Source organism: uncultured Psychromonas sp. (assembly GCF_947489755.1).
Taxonomy (GTDB): Bacteria; Pseudomonadota; Gammaproteobacteria; order Enterobacterales; family Psychromonadaceae; genus Psychromonas.
Genome location: NZ_CANLFB010000003.1, coordinates 166,159 through 185,960, shown reverse-complemented (window position 1 = coordinate 185,960; position 19,802 = coordinate 166,159). Strand labels below are relative to the sequence as shown.

Below are 19,802 nucleotides of genomic sequence, written 5' to 3'. Positions count from 1 at the left end.
AAAGCTTATGATTATCAGTATAAAATGATCTGATCGCTACTTTATTAAAAAGTTCAATTTATAATGATCTTGCCGTACGAGTTGGGCTGTAGATGATGGCATATTATTATTCTTTATATATTCAGATAATTAGCCATTATATTTATCACACTTTGTTACTTTGTTCGATGCGATTTTATTGTTAAGGTTAATAACCTGATGATTTAGTTAATTTATGGCTAAATTTAAAGCTAAAATTCTGTTTTCAAAGCTTAAAGTTGAAAATATATTAAAGCTATTCCTGAATATAAGTATTGGAGTTGTTGATGATCAAATTCGCTGTCATTGGTACTAATTGGATCACAGAAAAATTTATTCAAGGCACACTCAATCCCCCGCAAGGCTATAAACAGGTGATGCAATTGAGCGCTGTTTATTCACGAGGGTTAACTAGAGCACAAACGTTCGCAGAAAAATTTTCTATCGCTGACACTATTATTGAGACTTTCGATGATTTACAACAACTTGCGACTTCAACCAATATAGATGCGGTTTATATAGCAAGCCCTAACTCTCTTCATTATCAACAAAGCAAACACATGTTAGAGAATGGTAAGCATGTTATTTGCGAAAAACCATTAAGCTCAACTTACCAAGAAGCGCTAGACCTGTATAAAATAGCCAAAGAAAACAAGGTTATTTTCTTTGAAGCTTATATGACCGCTCATTTACCTAATTTTACTGTTATTCAAGATGCGCTGCCTAAGTTAGGGAAAATTCGGAAAGCACACATCCATTATTGTCAGTATTCATCTCGATACCCTGCTTATTTAGAGGGCAAAAAACCGAATACTTTTGACCCTACTTTTTCTAACGGTTCGATCATGGATATTGGTTATTATTGTGTTGCTTTAACCACCGCACTCTTTGGTAAACCAATTGCTGTTAAAGCACAAGCTATTTTATTAGATTCAGGCGTTGATGGTTGTGGTAGCGTACTATTAGATTATGGCGACTTTTGTGTGACGATTGATCATTCTAAAATATCAGCGTCAAACCAATATAGTGAAATTCAAGGTGAAGCAGGTTCATTATTGATAAAACATGTCGGTCAATGCGAACAAATAATTCACCAAAATCATTCTCTCCCGTCTGATACTGAAGTTGATTTAACACAACCTCAATCAGACAATAGTATGTCCTATGAAAGTCTTGCATTTGTTAAGCAAATTACGCAGGCAAAAATAAGCCCTATTTTTGAACAACGTTCATTATTGACCGCTCAAATCATTAATGAAGTACGTAAACAGACAGGCGTGGTATTTCCAGCAGATAAAGAATAGTGCTAATAAATAGCTGATAAGGTTAATAGGGAAAACATTAAATACTTAAGCCATTTTTCTTTATTGAATGGCTTATTCATCTACTGTGAAATTGTTAGTATTGATGCGCTAACGCCCAAAATACTGATCAATCATTGCTTCTAAATTATTTTCAAGCTCATCTTCAAAGTGGGCATAACTTTCACCCAGTACTGTCAGATATTTTTCTGCTTGGTCTTGGGTTAATGCTTTATTATTGAGTTGGAAATTCATTTCCCCTAAGGTTTTATCAAAACGAGGCTCAATAAACCATGTTAGATATTCGACCGAGCAAGCTTGTAATTGTGTTTGCGCAAATTGACAAAATTCAACAACATGCTCCATTCCTTCAGGGCCTAAAGATCCGGGTTCAATTCTAAATATTACGGTCATTTTTCTATTTTCTGGAAAAGCATTAGTTGCTAACATTTTGATCCTTGAAATGTTTTGTTAAATCATCAGTGCGACTGCAACAGCCAGATGAGAATGAGGATAAAGTATATATGTAAATACTGAAATTAATAAAAATACAGTAGAGTAAAAATACAATAAAGAAAATCGTTTATAACAAGTTTCCAAAAGTCTCTGCGAGTTTCGTTAAGTCACTCTCTGAAATAACTTCTACATGGTCACTGCTGACGACTTTCCCATTCAACACTAAAACAGTACGAGGATATCCGTGTCCACCTAGCGCTTCAATCAATGTTTGATGGTCTGCATCAATATAAATACCCTTCTCTTTTTGAGCCGTTAATTGTAGTACTTCTAATTGATTTTCTGCCATAAGATTGAAAAATGCTTGAATATTAACTTGTTGCTCAGTGCAATCAGAACACCAACTGGCCAGCACATTTAGTACAAAACTTTGTTTGTTTTGTACTTTTTCATAAAACGTAGCCGCTAAAATAGAGCGTAAGGTATTAGACATAATATTTTCCAAAATAAGATTAAGAATATTCACTGGCAGTCATCATATTCAGTAATGGTTTGTATTGTAAATAAAAAATAGCACATATGTACCAATTATCTATCCTAAACTCGAATAATCAATGTAGTCTATTCACATGAAATTAAACGTATTTATGATATTTAATCATTAAATATCATTGCTAATGGCAAATATAAACTTAACAACATTCACTTCATGTTTTTAATACATTACAAAACAGAGTTTGTTATACTGCGCGATTATTTTATAGCGTACAAATTAGGGTGTGATTATGAGTGTTGATGCAGCAGGTTTATCTGCAAATCTATTAAAAGCAGTTAAAGCATGTGGTTATTCAAAACTAACCCCAATCCAACAACAAGCAATTCCAATTATTAAAGCAGGCCACGACGTATTGGCAAGCGCACAAACTGGAACAGGTAAAACAGCAGCATTTACTTTACCTTTGTTGGATATCTTAGCTAAAAATCAACCTGACAATATTGGTCGTTCTCGTACCATTAAAGTACTTATTCTGACTCCGACGCGAGAACTTGCATTGCAAGTTGCAAAAAACGTTGAACAATATAGTCAGTTTCTACCTTTAACATCAGGTGTTGTTACAGGCGGTGCAAACGTATCTCCTCAAACGATAATGCTAAAACAAGGCGTCGACATTTTAATCGCAACACCAGGACGATTAATTGAACATGTCAATGCAAGACAAGTTGATTTAGCACACATCAAGCATTTAGTGCTAGACGAAGCAGACCGTATGCTAGATATGGGCTTTTTAACTGATATTCAACAAATTACTGACATCATTAAACAAAAGCATCAAACATTAATGTTTTCAGCAACTTTTTCAAATAAAGTAAAAACACTTGCGAATAAGTTATTACATACACCTAAAAATATTGAAACCTCTAAGCAGAATTCAACCTCAGGTAAAGTTAAGCAACAAGTGTACTGGGTGAGTGAAGTCCGTAAACGTGAATTATTATCTGAATTGATTGGTGTCAAAAACTGGAAACAAGTCTTAGTTTTTGCAGGTACGAAAGAAAGCGCTAACTTACTCGCACAAGAATTAAAGTTAGATGGTATTAAAGCAGCGCTTTGTCATGGTGATAAAACTCAAGGTGCACGAAATAAAGCGATTCAACAATTTACTGAAGGTAGTGTCCGTGTATTAGTTGCGACTGATGTTGCGGCTCGTGGATTAGACATTCCAGATTTACCACATGTTGTCAATTTCCACTTACCGTTTTTAGCTGAAGATTATGTTCATCGTATTGGCCGAACGGGTCGTGCAGGGAAAAGTGGACATGCTATTTCATTAGTAAGCCCTAAAGATGAGCAATTTTTAGATAATATTGAATCATTGATCGGTAGAAAGTTCGATCGTATTGTTTACCCGGGGTATGAATTTGATAGTGCAACGGAAGTACAACAAGATGGGAAGACCTTCAAAAAGAGTCGTTATAAAGCAACACAAGAACGCAACCAATTAATCGAAAAACGTAAGTCAGAAAGTAAACCTTCTGTTGTACGTAAAGCAAAAAACAAAGCGAGAAAAGCAAGGTAAGCCCTTTAGCTGTATTCGTTAAATTAACTGTCTTCGAAAAATCACTTTAGTTACCTGCCCTTAGTTATTAAGGAAAGGTAACTAAGGTGCTCATCTCACCACAAAATATCGTTTAATTTATAAACAAAAAAACTGAATAACAACGTTCTCTTCCCATTAAAACTAAATTAATCCTAATGTTCCTGTGATCTGATCGTTATTACTAGTAAGGTAAAAAGACATAATCGATGTTATATCCATCAGCCTTCAAGGTATAAAGATAAAGCGCTAACGGGTGAAATTGAGCCTTAATAACAAAGAATGTGGTTGCCTCATGCCTTGTTCTGATGTCCGTGTTAACGACTAAATAATGAATCTTGATTGGTAATGGATATATATAACATAGAAACATCAATTATTTATTTGTAATACAATAGGCTTGATAAATCAATTAATCAGAACTAGCTCACACCTTTTGACAAGCAACTTTTATTATTTCCATTATAATAAATTCCAACACTTATTGGAGAAAATATGATCACTTTAGGCGAGTACATAATTGAAAAACAGCATGATTTCCCAGAAGCTAGCGGGGAATTAACAGGTTTATTAGGGGCTATTCGTTTAGCTTCTAAAATTGTTAACCGTGAAATTAATAAAGCAGGTATTGCCAATATTATTGGTTCAACCGGTGTTGAAAATATTCAAGGTGAAACACAACAAAAATTAGATTTATATGCAAATGACAAATTCAAAGCAGCACTTGAAGCGCGTGGAGAAGTTTGTGGTGTTGCGTCAGAAGAAGAAGATGATTTTGTTAGCTTTGACAGTGATCGAGGCGTCAATAGTAAATATGTTGTATTAATGGATCCACTTGATGGTTCTTCTAACATCGATGTAAATGTTTCAGTCGGTACTATATTCTCAATATATAGACGTATAAGCCCTGTCGGCACACCTGTTGTATTAGAAGACTTTCTACAACCTGGTATTAAACAAGTTGCTGCAGGTTATGTTATCTACGGTTCTTCAACAATGCTTGTTTATACTACAGGTAATGGTGTTCATGGATTTACATGTGACCCTTCTTTAGGTGTTTTCTATTTATCACATGAAAATATGAGACAGCCAACATCAGGTAATTGTTACTCGATTAATGAAGGTAATTATTTAAAATTCCCATTGGGCGTTAAAAAATACATTAAATTCTGTCAAGAAATTGTTCCTGAAGATAACCGTCCTTATACATCTCGTTACATCGGCTCATTAGTCGCAGATTTCCACCGTAACTTATTGAAGGGAGGCATATTTATGTACCCTTCGACTGCCCAAGCGCCTGAAGGTAAACTACGTTTATTATATGAATGTAATCCTATTGCATTCTTAGCTGAACAATCAGGTGGTATCGCAAGCACAGGTGCTAAGCGTATTATGGAAATTGATCCAACTGAACTACATCAACGTGTACCCTTCATGTGTGGTAGTGCTGATATGGTAAAAGCCGCTGAAAAAATGATACAAGACAATCCTGAAGATTAATTAGATTTAATGATTCAGTAGATATCTATCTCACTATATAAAATACCAAACTAATGTTTGGTATTTTTTTATCTTCACCTTATGTCATTAGTATCATAATTGAATCGATTATACGTTTCATATTCATCACAGAAAAATGATTCACTAAAACTACAAGCTATTATAAATTACGGTTTACCTTAAGCTGTACATAGTAAAAAAATGAATAATTTACCCTAAAGTAAGTTCAAAGATAATCAGTGATATAATTAGTTAACAATGCTTGATGAGATATAGGGGCTGATATCGCACTATAGACTTCTGAATTTGTAGATTTGAAGATAAAGGTTAAAGTAAGTCCCCTTTCAGATAAAACAAGCATTTCACATTTATTTAAATCATTACAATTAGAATCGAAAATACTCTCAGGTTATTGCGAACAAAGCTGAATTGTATGACTTATTAACGGGATTTAATTTGTCGTCATCAATAAAAGCAATCAGTATCAACACTAAATCAAAATGGCCATCTAGTATTAGATATCTAAATATTGTTACGTGATATGTCCCAGAAAATTGGCATCAAAACAGTATCAGCTGAACGATACAACCTAAACAACACGGCTACAAATCACATCATCACGTCTATTTTATTATCTTCATACATAGGAGCAATGGACGGAGTGAGGATAACTTCAACATCAAAACAATAATCTTTGATGCTGAAATTAATGATGATTGATTAAATGTTATTTTTAACTACTTGGCTATTATTTTCGTCAGTATGAGGGTTTAAACCATCAACAATAACCGCACAAGCCGCATCGCCAGTAATATTAAGCGCCGTTCGGATCATGTCAAAAATCCTATCTAAAGCAAATAAAAGTGGTAGGCCTTCAATCGGAATACCTGCGGCTAATAATACAGCTACCACTAAGAACGAAGGTCCAGGTACACCAGCTTGTCCAATCGCACCTATTGTCGCTGTAAAAATAATCGCAGCATAAGCAGCAAAACTTAAATCAACATTAAATACTTGAGCAAAAAATACAGCTACTAAACCATAGTAAATAGCATTGCCACTCATATTAATTGTCGCACCAAGAGGCAATACAAAAGACGCGGTTGAATTATTAACATTTAACTCTTTTTCAACCGTGTCCATGGTTACCGGTAAAGTAGCCATACAAGACGCAGTAGAAAGTGCAACAACTTGAGGACGCTTCATAGCGGATAAGAATCGACGAACAGGGACATTAGAAAACAGTTTGATCAATAAAGGATAAAAGCCAAAACCAAAAATCAAAATTGCAATAACATAAACAATGAAGAGCTTCATGACCATAGTCAACACATCAAACCCAAAGGTACCAACAGCTTCAGCCATCAAACCAAATACACCAATAGGCGCAATGCGCATCACCACATTAATCATCCATACAAACGCATCAACTAAGCCAGATAGCGCAGACATTAATGGTGCCGATTTATTACGATCTACTTTAGATAATGCAATCCCTAAAAATAAACAAAAAACTAAAATTTGTAGAATATTCGCATTATTAAGCGATTGAAAAATATTAGTTGGAATCATCCCTAATACAGTAGCAAAGAAGCCTGGCACATCCCCCTTATCTGCATATTCATTTGAAAACATCGAATGCATACTACTTAAATCGATACCAACACCCGGTTTAAATAACTCACCTAAACCGATTGCGAGGGCAACAGCAGCAGCTGATGTCAGCATAAAGAAAGCAAAAGTACTAAGTCCTATTTTTCCTGCCGCTGGGCTATCACCTAAGTTAGCGGCTCCGGTAATAATGGCAACCGCAACAAGGGGGATCACTAACATTTTAATCAGATGAATGAAATAGCACCAAGAGGTGCAAATATATCGGCACTGGGCCCCATATAAACACCGACAACCGTCCCTATCACCATAGCGATAACAACTTGAGCACCAATGTTAGAGAATAAACTTTTCTTAATGTTAACCACACGTAGTCCTTATTTTTAATTTACTTTTATAATTTTAAAAAATTACTTGAATTCATACAGTAAGTGCATCAATCATTTTAATAGCTTAAAGAAATTTAATTGAATACTGCGGAACTAATATTGCTTGGCAAGCTACCGTATATTGAGTAATTCGAGATGATAACGATCAATCTTTATACTGACATTAAAGATTATTTTAATTTTATCGTGATAGATCACATCTTGATATACCAAAGCGCTTAATGATCTGTCATATTGATGTTATTTATACGATTTATTTTGATTAAACATTTTGATTAGGAAAACACATGAAATTTGCAGGATTATTTTTAACATTAGCAATCAGCCCTTTTGCTTTTTCTGGTGAAATAGTAACAAGTAATAATATCGAAGTGCTTGCTGTTAATGGTGCAAAAGTTAAAGGTTCATTTTTTGGAGATGACACACTTAAAATCGCAGATGGACAACAACAAATCGTGGTTAGATATTCTCATAACTTCAGAGATGAACGTTTGCTAGAAAGTAGACCTTATATTATGTCTGTTGACGTTGATGGAACAACAGAAATCACCACTAATAAGCTATATAGCTATTCGCAAGCGACTCAAAAAATTAATATTGGGCTTGACTGGTTTGTAGAAAATGAAAAAAAACAATATAAAGTTGAAGGTGCTGAACAGCTAAAAGGTGAAGGTTTTGTTCCTTATGCTGATATTGAAGGATTAGTTAACGATTATAACCAAGAAAACAACCTCCAAGTCACCTCAAACTCAGTGAAAAAAATAACAATGAATAGTTTAATTGAACAATATAAAGCAGCTGATCTCGAACAAAAAAAGCAGTTTAAAATGTGGTTGATAAACAACGAAACTAAATAATCCATAGTTATCAAAGATATTTATGTCACTTTTATGAAAAAAGTGACATAAATAACGATGACATTTAACTCCACCACTTAGTGATACGGTTTTTTTAGTAATTTATAAATATCCTGTTATTAATACTTATAATTTATTAAGCTTTGACTCTATATTTTAACTTTGTAAACGTAGTAAATAATAATGATACAAGGAGATTCACATGGTCACTGTTGAGACCCCTGCTAGCTTCCAATGGAATGACACCAATAGTCATTGGGTAAAAAACTATTTGATGCCTAAAAGTGACTTACTGGTAACATTGACCAATGGTGTTGACTTAAGTCTGAATCAGATCACTGAAGATAAATTTACACAACTCTGCCAATTACTAGAGACAACAGCCGAAGGCAGAGAACTACGTAATAAAATGTTTAAAGCTTGGCGTAGTAAAAAATCACGTGATAGTGATAACGGAAAAAAATTATATACCTTCAATCTTTCTATAAAAGCGGGTGAGCAACTTAAGAAAGTAGCAAAACAAGCACCTCTAAATCAAACATTAGAAGCATTGATCTTTGCAGGAAAAATAAACAGTGGGAACGATCAGAAGTTACAACAACAACTTACACAATGTAAACTTGAAAATGAACGTCTTCAACAACAACTTACCAATGCGCTTCAAAAAACACAAACAATCAATGACGATGCTGAAATTGAGTCATTAATTAAGTCAGACTTACAAGTTACCGAGCTAGCGAAACTTGAGAAATCTAAGTTAATAAAACAAATTTTAATGCTAAAAAGAAAAAACTAATTACGCTAGTGCATCTTTGTTTACCTATAGAAATAAAACAACAGACAAAATAACCTAAAAGAACATGTATTTTCGTTATTTTGCTTTTTATGTGATATTTACTATATAGTTATAAGTAATATTCCGACATTATTTAGCTAAAACAAGGATGTTTTGTTATGACATTGAATAAAAATTCACTGTTTAAAATTGCTATATTATCTGCTTTACCCGCCATTTCAATACAGGCATCAGAACTTAATTATTTATATAAAGATCAACGTATTATGGCCATGGGTGGCACAAATATTTCAGTAGGAGGTTATAGTAGTTCCCTCTTCTCAAACCCTGCTGGCATTGCAAAAGTAAGCAAGAACGATGATTTAATTATTGAATTATTTACTATTCAAGCAAGTGGCGGAAAGGATACAGCTCCGTTTATTAGTGATTTAAATGATGCTATAGATACAGATGACCGTTTTGAAGTTGCTAAAACAATTGCTAACTACTCAGGAAAGTCCATACATGTTGATGCCTCAAATTATAGTTCAATGACCCAAAATAGTGGTCAATATGCTTGGTCACTTGGTTTATTAACTGCACTTGATGCTAACCTTACCCCCTATGCTGATGAAGTTGAAATACAAGCTAGAACTTATAGTGGTTTAACGAGTGCGCTCACTTATACTTTTAAACCTTCAAGAGCAGGAGAACTTTCAATAGGCTTTGGTTTAAAGGCCATCACGCAACAATCTTATGAAGGTGTATTAACTGCCGCAGAATTAATATTTGAAGACGATATAACCGGAAAGATTGAAAACGACTTACAAAATGATGGTGTCGCGGTGAGTGCAGATTTAGGTTTTATTTATCAGCTAAATAGAAATATGAAACCTTCTTTTGGAATGAGTATACTTAATATCGGTGAATTAGATTTTAACGATCATTATGGTTCACAACCTATGACGGTTAACTTTGGTGCTTCTATTCAACCTGAGTTATTTTTTTCTAAACACACGATCATTGCTATCGATTATGTAGATGCTTTAAATGCAAGTAAAACAAGATATTATGATTCATCCAATGGTCGCTTTGCTTCATCGACTGAAAGTAATGATGTTGAAGATAGACTTCGCATTGGTATATCCGCTCGATTATTTGAGAATAAATGGTCAGCATTAGACCTAGCAACAGGAGTCTATCAAGGCGCTTATACTGCAGGTTTCACTTACACTGCAACTATATTCAGAATTGGTTTCACTACCTATGAAGAAGGCGTTAACTCATTACATTCCACTGAAACCGATCGCCGTTATAATTTAAGCGCAAGTATTACTTGGTAAGAACATAATAATTAGAACGATAGCTAACTTCAAATACGGATAAGAAAAGCGATACAAAAAAGGGAGTACTAATTAATAATTAGCACTCCCTTTTTAAAAATTTACTTAGCTTACTATTACCCTATTACCGGAATATTTTTATAATTACCACTAACATAGTAACTTTAATTAATATAACCAAACTGAGTCAACGATAAGAAATAATCCATTAATACTAAGTATTCCACGGATTACTTGGATCGTATTTAGGCTCTTCTTTATCTGACTTACTCGTTTTTACTTTATTATCTCGCATTGGATGCTTACTGGCTTGACCGCCGCGCTGTTCAGAATGACGATGACGACTTTGGCGTTTATCATTTTCGCGCTCTTGGAACGCTGAAGCCGCTTTAGCTTGAGACAATTCAATCGACTCAATCGTTAACTTCATTGGAGATAACGGTACAATACCATGCTCAAAACCACGTTCTCTAGGGTCTAAGTGAAACTCGACTTCGTTTGGCTTGGGCATACGTTTAAAGCGGTATAAATAAAAACTCTCTAACTTTAAGCGAGCCCACTCTGTTTTTTGCAAAAACTTTAAACTACCTTTTATAGTTGGATTAATGTCAAAACACTTGAAGCGCGTTGCAGCAAATAAAATTTTCCAACCATAATGTTCGACTAACTCAGTCAATAAAGTTTCAGTTTTTAAACCATGAAGTGGGTTGTTTTGTTGTAATTCAACAGACATTTTTATTTGTATTCCTAAGGATAAATCGGTAAATCATTTATGTTGAAAGCTTATTATATCAGGCGATATGAAATAAGCGTAATTTGCTTGGGTGTTAACTTAAAATAGTTAGTTTCATATCGATATGTTCAATACCATCTTCATCATAGGGTTCAGACGTTATAGCAAAACCAAGTGATTGATAGAATGCTTGTAAATGAGATTGAGCAGAAACCTTGATAGCAGGCGCTTGCATTTCTTCGTTGGTAAATTCAATGGCTTTTATCATTAATTTTTTAGCTAACCCTTGGCTACGTGCACCTTCGGCCACCACAACTCGTCCAATAGCCACGTCTGGAGACACTAAATCAGCAGGTATAATTCGACAATAAGCCACTAAATCATCGTCTTCTTCTGATATTAATGAAACATGTATTACTTTTTGATCTAGGTTATCTAGATCTGGATACAAACAAGTTTGCTCTAACACAAACACATCTTGTCGTAGTTTTAATATTTGATATAGCCGTTGAGCTGACAATTCTGAAAAAAACTTAATTTCCCAAGCAAACATTTTTATTCCTATTTGTAGCGTCTATTCAATCGTGTTTATAACACGATTATAATCATTAATGCAGGGAGCTTAAATGCCCCCTAAGCGTCTTATTTTATACCCCAAGGATTACTCGGGTCATAAGCTGGCTCTTCTTTAATCGTACTGACTTTGTCATAAACACGATATTTACAGGCGATATCAACACGATCGATCATTGCGTCTGTAATAGGTTTAGGTTCACCAGGTAATTGATCTTCTGGAATGTTGCGATCTCGTGGTGGTTTAGCTAACAGCTTTGGTTCTGGATATGGGTACGCTTTAAACTCATATAAATAAAATACTTCTACTTTTTCACGTGCCCATTGGTTATTACGTAAGAACTTAGACGTTGATTTCATCCCCGTATGAAAATTAAAGCGATCAATACACAGTGCCTCACTTAAACCAGGCCAGGTATAGTGATCAGAAATTTCAGTGAGTAACACTTCAAGCTTTAAACCATATAATGGATTATTTTGTTTTTTAACGGTCATTGAATACCTTATTAATAATGAAATCGTACTTTATTGTGTTACAAACGCATGTTCAGGTTGATAATTTAACAGGCTACTATGCACTGATACACCTTGATAATTTAGCTGGTTTATTCGTGCTAAATATGCAGCCCCCGTTAACAGATGTAAAGCGATATCAACGGCTTTACGTTGCTCATAATCGGCTAAATAAGAGGCTTTTACCCAACTATTAAACGCACCTAGACTCGGGCCTGCCCAGATTTGATAATCCATTTCACGGCCTTTTTCGCCAATGTTTGACCAACGAGATGATAGCCCTAAATACCAACGGAATATTAACGCCATTTTACGTTTAGGATCGTTAATTGCCCTTGCTAACATTGCTGAATCTCGTTCATGGAAAAACGCTTTGGTTATTTCCCAAACCTGATCTAAATTTTGACGGAAAATTTGTTTTTCTATCTTTTCACGTTCAAGCGCTGGAATGTCCTCGATACTGGCATAATTACTATATAACTCATAAAGCTTATTCGCTCGCATAGCAAACATAGAACCACGTTTTACCACTTGTAATTTAACCCCCATCTCAAACATATCAGCAGCAGGCGCCATCGTTACATCTGCCATTTCAACATTCGCTAATAATTTTCTAGTATGTTCTGAGGCTCCTGCTTCTACACAAGCTTGGTTCACTGAACCTAATACAATATAAGCGGCTCCCATATTGTAAGCAGCAAGTGCAGATTCAGGAGTTCCAATACCGCCGCCCGCACCAACACGCAGTGGTACCACGTAGTTATGCTCAGCTTGAATTTGATCTCGTTGTTTAATAATAGTGGGTAATAATGTTAGAAACGGACGATTATCCGTGTGGCCACCAGAGTCAGCTTCTGCTGTAATATCATCCGCCATCGGCACTTTTAACGCGAGCTGAGCTTGTAATGCGGTTATTTTTCCTGCCGCTAATAACTTATCAAGGAACTTTTGTGGTGCAGGTGACATGAATCTTTCGGCCACTTCAGTACGCGATATTTTGGCAATGACTTTGTTATTGATATTAATGCTACCGTCTGCATTTTGTGACAGCCCTGCAACACGGTAATGTACAATATGTTCAGTCAATGCTAAAAAAGCCGATGCTTCAACAGTGTTAACGCCTAATTTTAAAAAACGTTCTACGGCGCCTGATTCTAATGCTTCTTCACTTGGAGCATGAATTAAATTCACCGCAAAAGGTCCATTAGGCAATGCTGCTTGAATACGTTTAATAGAGTCTTCAATGACATCAGGAATTAACCCTGCAGCACCAAATGAACACAAAAAACCCGCTTGCCCTAAGGCAATCACTAATTCAACAGAAGCAATGCCATTTGCCATTGCACCACCATGGTAAGCGTATTTTACACCGTGTGCCTTTTTAAACGCCTCACTGCCTAATTCTTCCGCTTTAATCGCTTGTGCAAAACCGATGACTGAGCTTTGTGTATCATTTTGTGCATCATTATTGTTTTTCACGAGCTCATGACATACCGCGATATCATCTTGACATTTAGCAAAATAGAGTGGTTTATCTATCGCTAATAATGCTTTCTTTACACTGACGGCATCTTTTTTTAAATTCGCTTCGTTAACAGACCAGTTCCAATCTACATTTGCTTTATTAATGCTGATTAAGGGGTTTTTATTCACTGCTTGCGTCATTATTTTTCTCTTTAAGCTTCAACAATACTCAGGACAATATCTTTCACTTGGTAAATACGTAAACCATCTTTCGATAAGTTTGCGTCCCCTACTAAGCGAACCTCTGAGTCAGTTGTCATAATTTCTGTAAGATGAATATCTAAACTCATCTGTTTATTTAAAGGTGTAATTTGTCCACGGTATTTCCACGCCACTTTTGTATTAGACGTTGTAAAACGAGGGTTCTTAAATTGTTTGCCTAGATCATTTGTCAAAGCATAACATTGTAGTAGCTCAATGATAGCCTCAACCCCTAATGAACCCGGCATAACCGGATCTTGATGGAAGTGATAACGGAAGAACCAATCACTCGCATCAATGGTACGTTCACCATAAATATAAGCGAGCTTATGGTCACCACCGCCTTCTACAATACTCACGGTATCAACAAAGTTTAATTGTCCACCAGCCAGTCTATAATGTGGCTTTACCTGATCATCTTTAAACAAGTTTAGTTGCGTATTCGTTAAATCAATTTGTTTGATGTCTGATGATGGCGTTTTATGATTAACAAACCAAGGTAAAGTGACTTTACCGTTATCGATGCCAAGTTGGTTAGTTAAGGAATCGGCACTAAAGTAACCAAATACAGCACCACCACGATAAATAGTTTCACCGTCAACACTCAAATCAAAACTAAAGCTTTGAATGATCGCCCCACCCGCCATACTTGTTGATAATAAGACTGATTTATTGACAATGGTTTTACCACGTAAATCAATGTGTTTAACTAATTCACCGTAGCCATCTAAATTACGGAAATACAGGTCTTTATCTGGGTATTTTAATGTGGTGCCCATGTAAGCGGATATAAAACCATTCGGTTGTAATGCAATTTCCATTAATAATGAATAAGGCATCCAATCTTGATGAGTATTTTTAGTAAAGTACCAAGCATCTTCAGGGACAACATACTCAGCAACACAGCTAGAAGGCGTTTTAAAGTCCATACGCTCTCCTTGCACATCAATAACTTGTGTTACTACCTGTAAGTCACCACAAGGCGTTCTTGGAGGTGTTCGACCTTGATAAACATCAAAGTCAGGTCCAAAACAATGGCTAATATTACCGGTCGCAAATTCAAAGAGATGCCACGGTGTAAACGGAACACTGTCGGGAGTTCTATTTTGTCCTTGCATTAATGGCGCTTGAAAATGCTTTATAGGCACGACACCTTTGTTAGTGGCAGCCGTCAAATCAGACTCAACGCGCATCAAAGGTCGGTCAACATGTACAAAAGGATTAATACCACGTTCATCTAATGTGTCTAAACCCAACGATCCATCGCTAAGTGACGACTCTATAGGGCCGTTAAGTAAATTACCCTGAGATAGTGAACCTTGAGAGTGATTACTTTCTGCAGTTTGGTGAGCCAACACAACGTTCGTGGGTAATTCCACTGGGAATGGGCTGTTCTGATCTTGCTCTTTAATTTCCATACAGAGATTTTTAAAATCAACAACCACCTTGCCATCAAGAATAATATCAATATTAGCTTTAATGAAAGGACGCGGTGACAACCCAATATCAGTCACTTCCATACGGTAAGTTAGTGTATTGGTTTGCGGTCTCACTTGGCCTCGACAACGAACGGTTTGCGCTTCTCCCGGCATAGGTTGAAAACGTGCATTATTAACCTGTCCATTCATGCCTAACCACAACATAAAGAACATGGCCATTTGCCCACAACCTTCTGACATGAGTGAACCGGCCATCACTTGATCATCTTTAAAATGACATGGGAAATACCAGTGATCTGGCGCTAATTCTTTTTGACCTTCTAATAAACCTAATCCCCAATGACCGCCATTTCTATCAATCTTAGTAATGCGTTCAATCATTAAGAATTTTTCAGATGAGAATTTCAATGATGGATTGCGACCTTGTTGATCGTAGGCATCACCAAAGCACCCTTTGATGTCACCCTGTACGAGTTTCAACATATCTTGGTAGTTATAATGTGTTTTTGTATTGTGAATTAACGGTGTAAATACTGATTTTTTAGCCGCATCTAGTTGCGCTTTATCGATTGCAGTGCTGATCACGCCTTTCCCGTCAGCTAATTCTTCATCTGTAAAGAAACCTGCGCAGCCATTACGCATGATCAGTACTTTTTTATCACCAACATAACAATCGTAATGGAAGAAAAACAACAATTGCTCGCCATTTTTAGCGTAAGAATCGATATGAATTTCATAGCGAAGCGTTTGCCCGCCAAAGGCCATTTCTTCTAAGAAAGTGAGTTCACAATCTAATAATCGATAAACACGCTCGCCTTTGTTTTGAAAGTCGATGCCAATATAAGAGATCAGCATTAAGTCACACTGCCCAGACTCAACCGACACTGACCATGGAATTTGCCCATCAATTAAAAATGGCGCATCCAATGGAATATCATATTCGGTAAACATTGATGCTTTTTTATATTGATGAGTGGTTGCATCAAGTTCAGTAACGCGGCTGACTAATAAATAATCTGTGGTTGGTAAACGAACCCGGCGTTTATAAGTATCAATCACTCGATATTCATCACCAAATACTTTCCCAATATCCCCTTCAGCAAACTCAATAAGTTGGGCTGTATCAAACACTACTTTTGTTGGTTTGTTGTAATGTTCTATTAACTGCAAATCAGGGTATTGATAACCACTCTGCCCTTGAATAGCAATTGCGCCTAATGGCTTAGCAGACTTTGTTGATTGATGTTTTAAAGGTTGGCTTTGTAGTGAATGAGGCTGTAAAAATTGAGAACCGATATCTGATTCTTTTAAATGACTCACAAGGTCACCAACTGAAACTTGTGCTTGTAGTTTAATTAAACTAGCAATCTGTTTTTCTGCCATAAAGCGCGCACGTAAAAAAGCTTGATGAGTTTGGCTCTGCTGCTTAATGGTTTGGCTAACATTAGTGAATACTGTATTTTCAGATGTTGATTCTGTTTGATTTAACTTGCTTGTCTCATTTTCAGTCGTCTCTGCAACAGAAGATAATTGTGATTTTCTTGGCATGTTTTCAGTCGCTTTTCTTTGCATTTTTTCAGTCATAGGATCAACATTAGCAATATTAACATTAGGTTTTGTGTTTGCATCGAGTTCCTTGCCTAGCTGATTGTTAAACTTATCATTAAATTTGTGTTGGATTTGTATCATCAACGGATTGTTTTGTTCTTTACAAATGGCATCAAATATTGATTTCCCACCTAACGTTACTTTTTTAATTAAACTCGGTTTGGTGGTCACTTGTATTTTTTCAATGATCGGTTTAGTCGCATTACTATTAGAAAGAATAAGATGAGCAATGCTGTTATCCATGCCTAAACCGTTAATCGCCACGAAATTAGGTGATGGTGTATTTTTAACGGCTAATACGCTGGCGATTAAACTCACCATGCCAGATGCGTTATAACAATGTCCTGCAGTTTGTTTAGATGAAACAATAGCCGCGTTTGTATAATGCTTTGATAATGTTGAATATTCATTGTCTAATTGACCTTGACTACCCACTGCAAAAGCTTCAACTTGCGTGACTTGTTCAGATGTGATGCCCGCTTGTTTTAATGTACGTGTAATCAGTTGATCATTCGCTGTTTCATTGCTATAGACAGAGGTGTTATTAGTAGTAAACAAACAAGCGTCGATATTAGCGTAAACCTTATCATTCGCCATTACTTGCTTAGTTTGCTTAATTTGCTTAGCTTTATTGTTAGCCTTCACAACAATAGCACCAGCGCCTTCACCCACTAGCCATTGAGTTTGCTGCGAAGGTATTGCAGCCACGGATGCATTTTCAGAAACAGGATTAAAGCGTTGTCTTAAACTGATATTTTCAACACTACCTGCAAGATCAACACTTGCAATCACCACTGCTTCTACATCAGTAGTTTTGAATAAATTATCCGCTATATCAACACATTTATAAACTGAGTTTTCTTCGCTTGATACAGTGAAAGCTGGGCCACTAAAGTCCCATAATGCGGAAATTCTAGAGGCCATAATGTTGCCAATAAAACTCGTATATTGGTTTAACTGAGCAGGATCATTAATACTTTGTTTGCTTATATTAATCAGCTCAGCTAATTGTTGCTCGTTAAGTTCAATACCTTGATCAAGCAAACTTTGTTGGATTTGGCTGTGTAAATTAACTCTTCCCCGATATTGATGTAAGTCTAGCTCTAATCCCATTGCCACTAACACAGCAACATTAGTTCCTGGTGTTATCTGTGCATCTTTAAGCGCATTATCAGCCACTTTCATCATTAATAATTGTTGAGGAATTAAACTATCTTGATCATTTGGTGGAATTTTAAAGCGTAAAAAATCAATCTCAAAGTCGCTTACATAATTACCTAATGGTGCGTTAGACAAGCCGACTTTATTTAATACTGACTTTTGTTGCTCTATTCCCTGCCATCGTTGTTTAGGTAACGCTTTAAAGGCATTTTGATTAGTCGTTAATAAATGCTGGTAATCAAGTAAGTTGTCTATCGAACCAAAATGACAATCCATCCCAATAATGGCAAGGCCATCGACTTGATTTAATGGTTTGTCATTACTTGTATTTGGTGTGTCGCCCGCTTGTAAAACTAGGTGTGCATTACTACCACCAAAGCCAAAGACACTCACCCCTGCAGTTGGTTTATGCGTATTGTCAGGCCACTTAATTGTAGTTGTCGGAATTTGTGCCGCAGAGAAATAAGCTTGTTGTGTAGAGATTGCATTATCAACATTGATAGTGGCTGGAATCATTTTATTGTTTAACGCATAGATAGCTTTAGTCATGGCTGGCATACCTGCCGCCGTTAATAAATGACCCAGGTTTGATTTTGCTGAGCCCAACAAAGGTTTATGGTCATATTGACTAAAATATTGCTCCATAGAGCTTAACTCTACTTTGTCACCTTTTGGGGTGCCTGTGGCATGACATTCAATATAATCAACATGTAATGGGTTTATCTGAGCATCTTTATAGGCTTCTTGATAAGCTAATATCTGTCCTTTGCTATTAGGGCTAAGTACAAACTCCCCTTTACCATCATTGGTTAAAGCGCCCCCTTTAATAACAGCATAAATTTTGTCACCATCTTTAATGGCATCACTATGTCGCTTAAGCAGCATCATGCCTGCCCCCTGTCCGGCAAATAAACCTTGAGAGTCTTTATCAAAAGGGGCATGTCGATTGTTTTCAGGAAATGCTTGGAAGATAGAAAAGCCCATATTAACAAACAATGAATCAGCAGCAGACACCGCACCTGCTAACATCATATCTGCTTTACCTGTTTGTAAATAATCACACGCTAATTTAACGCTATAGCATGAAGAAGCACAGGCAGCATCTAACGCAAAGTAGTTAGCGCCTAATCCATTAACTTGCGTCAATAAAGCTGCGGGGTAACCGGCCACCAATGCATTTTCTGCTGAAACTTGTTTTGCTTCAGCATAAGCGTTTAATAATATGTTTTTATGCACCGTTTGTTGTAGAGCAAGCTCAACCACATCGCGATACAAACCCATAAACAAATGATTAGATTGCTTAGTAGGAAAAGATAAATTCCCCAAAATTAAGCCACACTCTTTTAATCGTTCACTTTGCCAATATCCAGCATCTTGAAGAGCACGTTTTGTCACATATAAAGACCATTGATGTAAATCATCGAGTTGATTTAAGTCTTGCGCATTAATGTTCGTAGGACCTTTATCTGATAGATATTCAGCAGCATCGAACTTAAAGTCACGGATATAACCACCATACAGACAATAATATTTATCGCTTTCGCCCTTCTTACCTAAATATTGTTCAGGTTTAACCCCTAACTCCGCTTCAGTGATAGGTGTTCGGTTATCTTGCTGTTGTAATAACTGCTGCCAAAACTCTTCTGGTGCACTTGAACCAGGAAATAAATTAGCGATACCTATAACGGCGATGTTTTCCATAAA

General features: G+C 36.1%; 13 protein-coding genes and 1 pseudogene. 6 read left to right on the top strand and 8 right to left on the bottom strand.

Annotated elements, in window-relative coordinates:
- Window positions 1-305 precede the first annotated feature (305 nt).
- On the top strand, window positions 306-1,322 hold the full coding sequence (locus tag Q0794_RS03050; RefSeq protein WP_298940044.1) for a Gfo/Idh/MocA family oxidoreductase: 1,017 nt from the start codon (window positions 306-308) through the stop codon (window positions 1,320-1,322).
- A gap of 108 nt (window positions 1,323-1,430) precedes the next feature.
- Here Q0794_RS03050 and Q0794_RS03045 read toward each other — a convergent pair whose 3' ends face one another.
- Both Q0794_RS03045 and Q0794_RS03040 read right to left on the bottom strand, forming a co-directional pair.
- Entirely contained in the window at window positions 1,431-1,769 is a 339-nt protein-coding gene (locus tag Q0794_RS03045) for a hypothetical protein (protein ID WP_298940042.1), read from the bottom strand.
- 133 nt (window positions 1,770-1,902) lie between these two features.
- Window positions 1,903-2,268 carry a thioredoxin domain-containing protein gene (locus Q0794_RS03040; protein WP_298940040.1) on the bottom strand — a complete coding sequence of 122 codons (366 nt, stop codon included), beginning with the start codon at window positions 2,266-2,268 and terminating at the stop codon, window positions 1,903-1,905.
- A 292-nt stretch (window positions 2,269-2,560) separates the two neighbouring features.
- On the opposite strand from Q0794_RS03040, the gene Q0794_RS03035 reads away from it, so the two are divergent.
- On the top strand, window positions 2,561-3,853 hold the full coding sequence (locus tag Q0794_RS03035) for a DEAD/DEAH box helicase (protein ID WP_298940039.1): 1,293 nt from the start codon (window positions 2,561-2,563) through the stop codon (window positions 3,851-3,853).
- A gap of 513 nt (window positions 3,854-4,366) precedes the next feature.
- Window positions 4,367-5,371 carry a class 1 fructose-bisphosphatase gene (fbp, locus tag Q0794_RS03030; protein ID WP_298940038.1) on the top strand — a complete coding sequence of 335 codons (1,005 nt, stop codon included), beginning with the start codon at window positions 4,367-4,369 and terminating at the stop codon, window positions 5,369-5,371.
- A 720-nt stretch (window positions 5,372-6,091) separates the two neighbouring features.
- Here the strand turns inward: fbp and Q0794_RS03025 are convergent.
- A pseudogene (locus tag Q0794_RS03025) lies at window positions 6,092-7,293 on the bottom strand (dicarboxylate/amino acid:cation symporter).
- Window positions 7,294-7,658: 365 nt separating this feature from the next.
- On the opposite strand from Q0794_RS03025, the gene Q0794_RS03020 reads away from it, so the two are divergent.
- From Q0794_RS03020 to Q0794_RS03010, 3 genes are all read left to right on the top strand, one after another.
- The gene (locus Q0794_RS03020; protein ID WP_298940037.1) at window positions 7,659-8,228 is read left to right on the top strand and encodes a DUF2057 family protein; all 570 of its coding nucleotides are present in this window, start codon (window positions 7,659-7,661) and stop codon (window positions 8,226-8,228) included.
- A gap of 202 nt (window positions 8,229-8,430) precedes the next feature.
- Window positions 8,431-9,024 carry a hypothetical protein gene (locus Q0794_RS03015; RefSeq protein WP_298940036.1) on the top strand — a complete coding sequence of 198 codons (594 nt, stop codon included), beginning with the start codon at window positions 8,431-8,433 and terminating at the stop codon, window positions 9,022-9,024.
- A 158-nt stretch (window positions 9,025-9,182) separates the two neighbouring features.
- Window positions 9,183-10,346, top strand: coding sequence for a hypothetical protein (locus tag Q0794_RS03010; RefSeq protein ID WP_298940035.1), 1,164 nt, complete (start codon window positions 9,183-9,185; stop codon window positions 10,344-10,346).
- Window positions 10,347-10,560: 214 nt separating this feature from the next.
- On the opposite strand, the gene Q0794_RS03005 is transcribed toward Q0794_RS03010, so the two are convergent.
- The 5 genes from Q0794_RS03005 to Q0794_RS02985 all read right to left on the bottom strand — a co-directional run bounded on the left by Q0794_RS03005 (window position 10,561) and on the right by Q0794_RS02985 (window position 19,799).
- On the bottom strand, window positions 10,561-11,079 hold the full coding sequence (locus tag Q0794_RS03005) for a VF530 family DNA-binding protein (RefSeq protein WP_298940034.1): 519 nt from the start codon (window positions 11,077-11,079) through the stop codon (window positions 10,561-10,563).
- Between the two features lie 94 nt (window positions 11,080-11,173).
- Window positions 11,174-11,632: a GNAT family N-acetyltransferase gene (locus Q0794_RS03000; protein WP_298940033.1), complete on the bottom strand. Its 459-nt coding sequence runs from the start codon at window positions 11,630-11,632 to the stop codon at window positions 11,174-11,176.
- An 89-nt stretch (window positions 11,633-11,721) separates the two neighbouring features.
- A complete protein-coding gene (locus Q0794_RS02995; RefSeq protein ID WP_298940032.1) occupies window positions 11,722-12,147 on the bottom strand; it encodes a VF530 family protein in 426 nt (141 codons plus the stop codon).
- A 30-nt stretch (window positions 12,148-12,177) separates the two neighbouring features.
- On the bottom strand, window positions 12,178-13,830 hold the full coding sequence (locus Q0794_RS02990; protein WP_298940031.1) for a PfaD family polyunsaturated fatty acid/polyketide biosynthesis protein: 1,653 nt from the start codon (window positions 13,828-13,830) through the stop codon (window positions 12,178-12,180).
- Window positions 13,831-13,841: 11 nt separating this feature from the next.
- Window positions 13,842-19,799, bottom strand: coding sequence for a beta-ketoacyl synthase N-terminal-like domain-containing protein (locus Q0794_RS02985; protein ID WP_298940029.1), 5,958 nt, complete (start codon window positions 19,797-19,799; stop codon window positions 13,842-13,844).
- Between the last annotated feature and the right edge of the window lie 3 nt (window positions 19,800-19,802).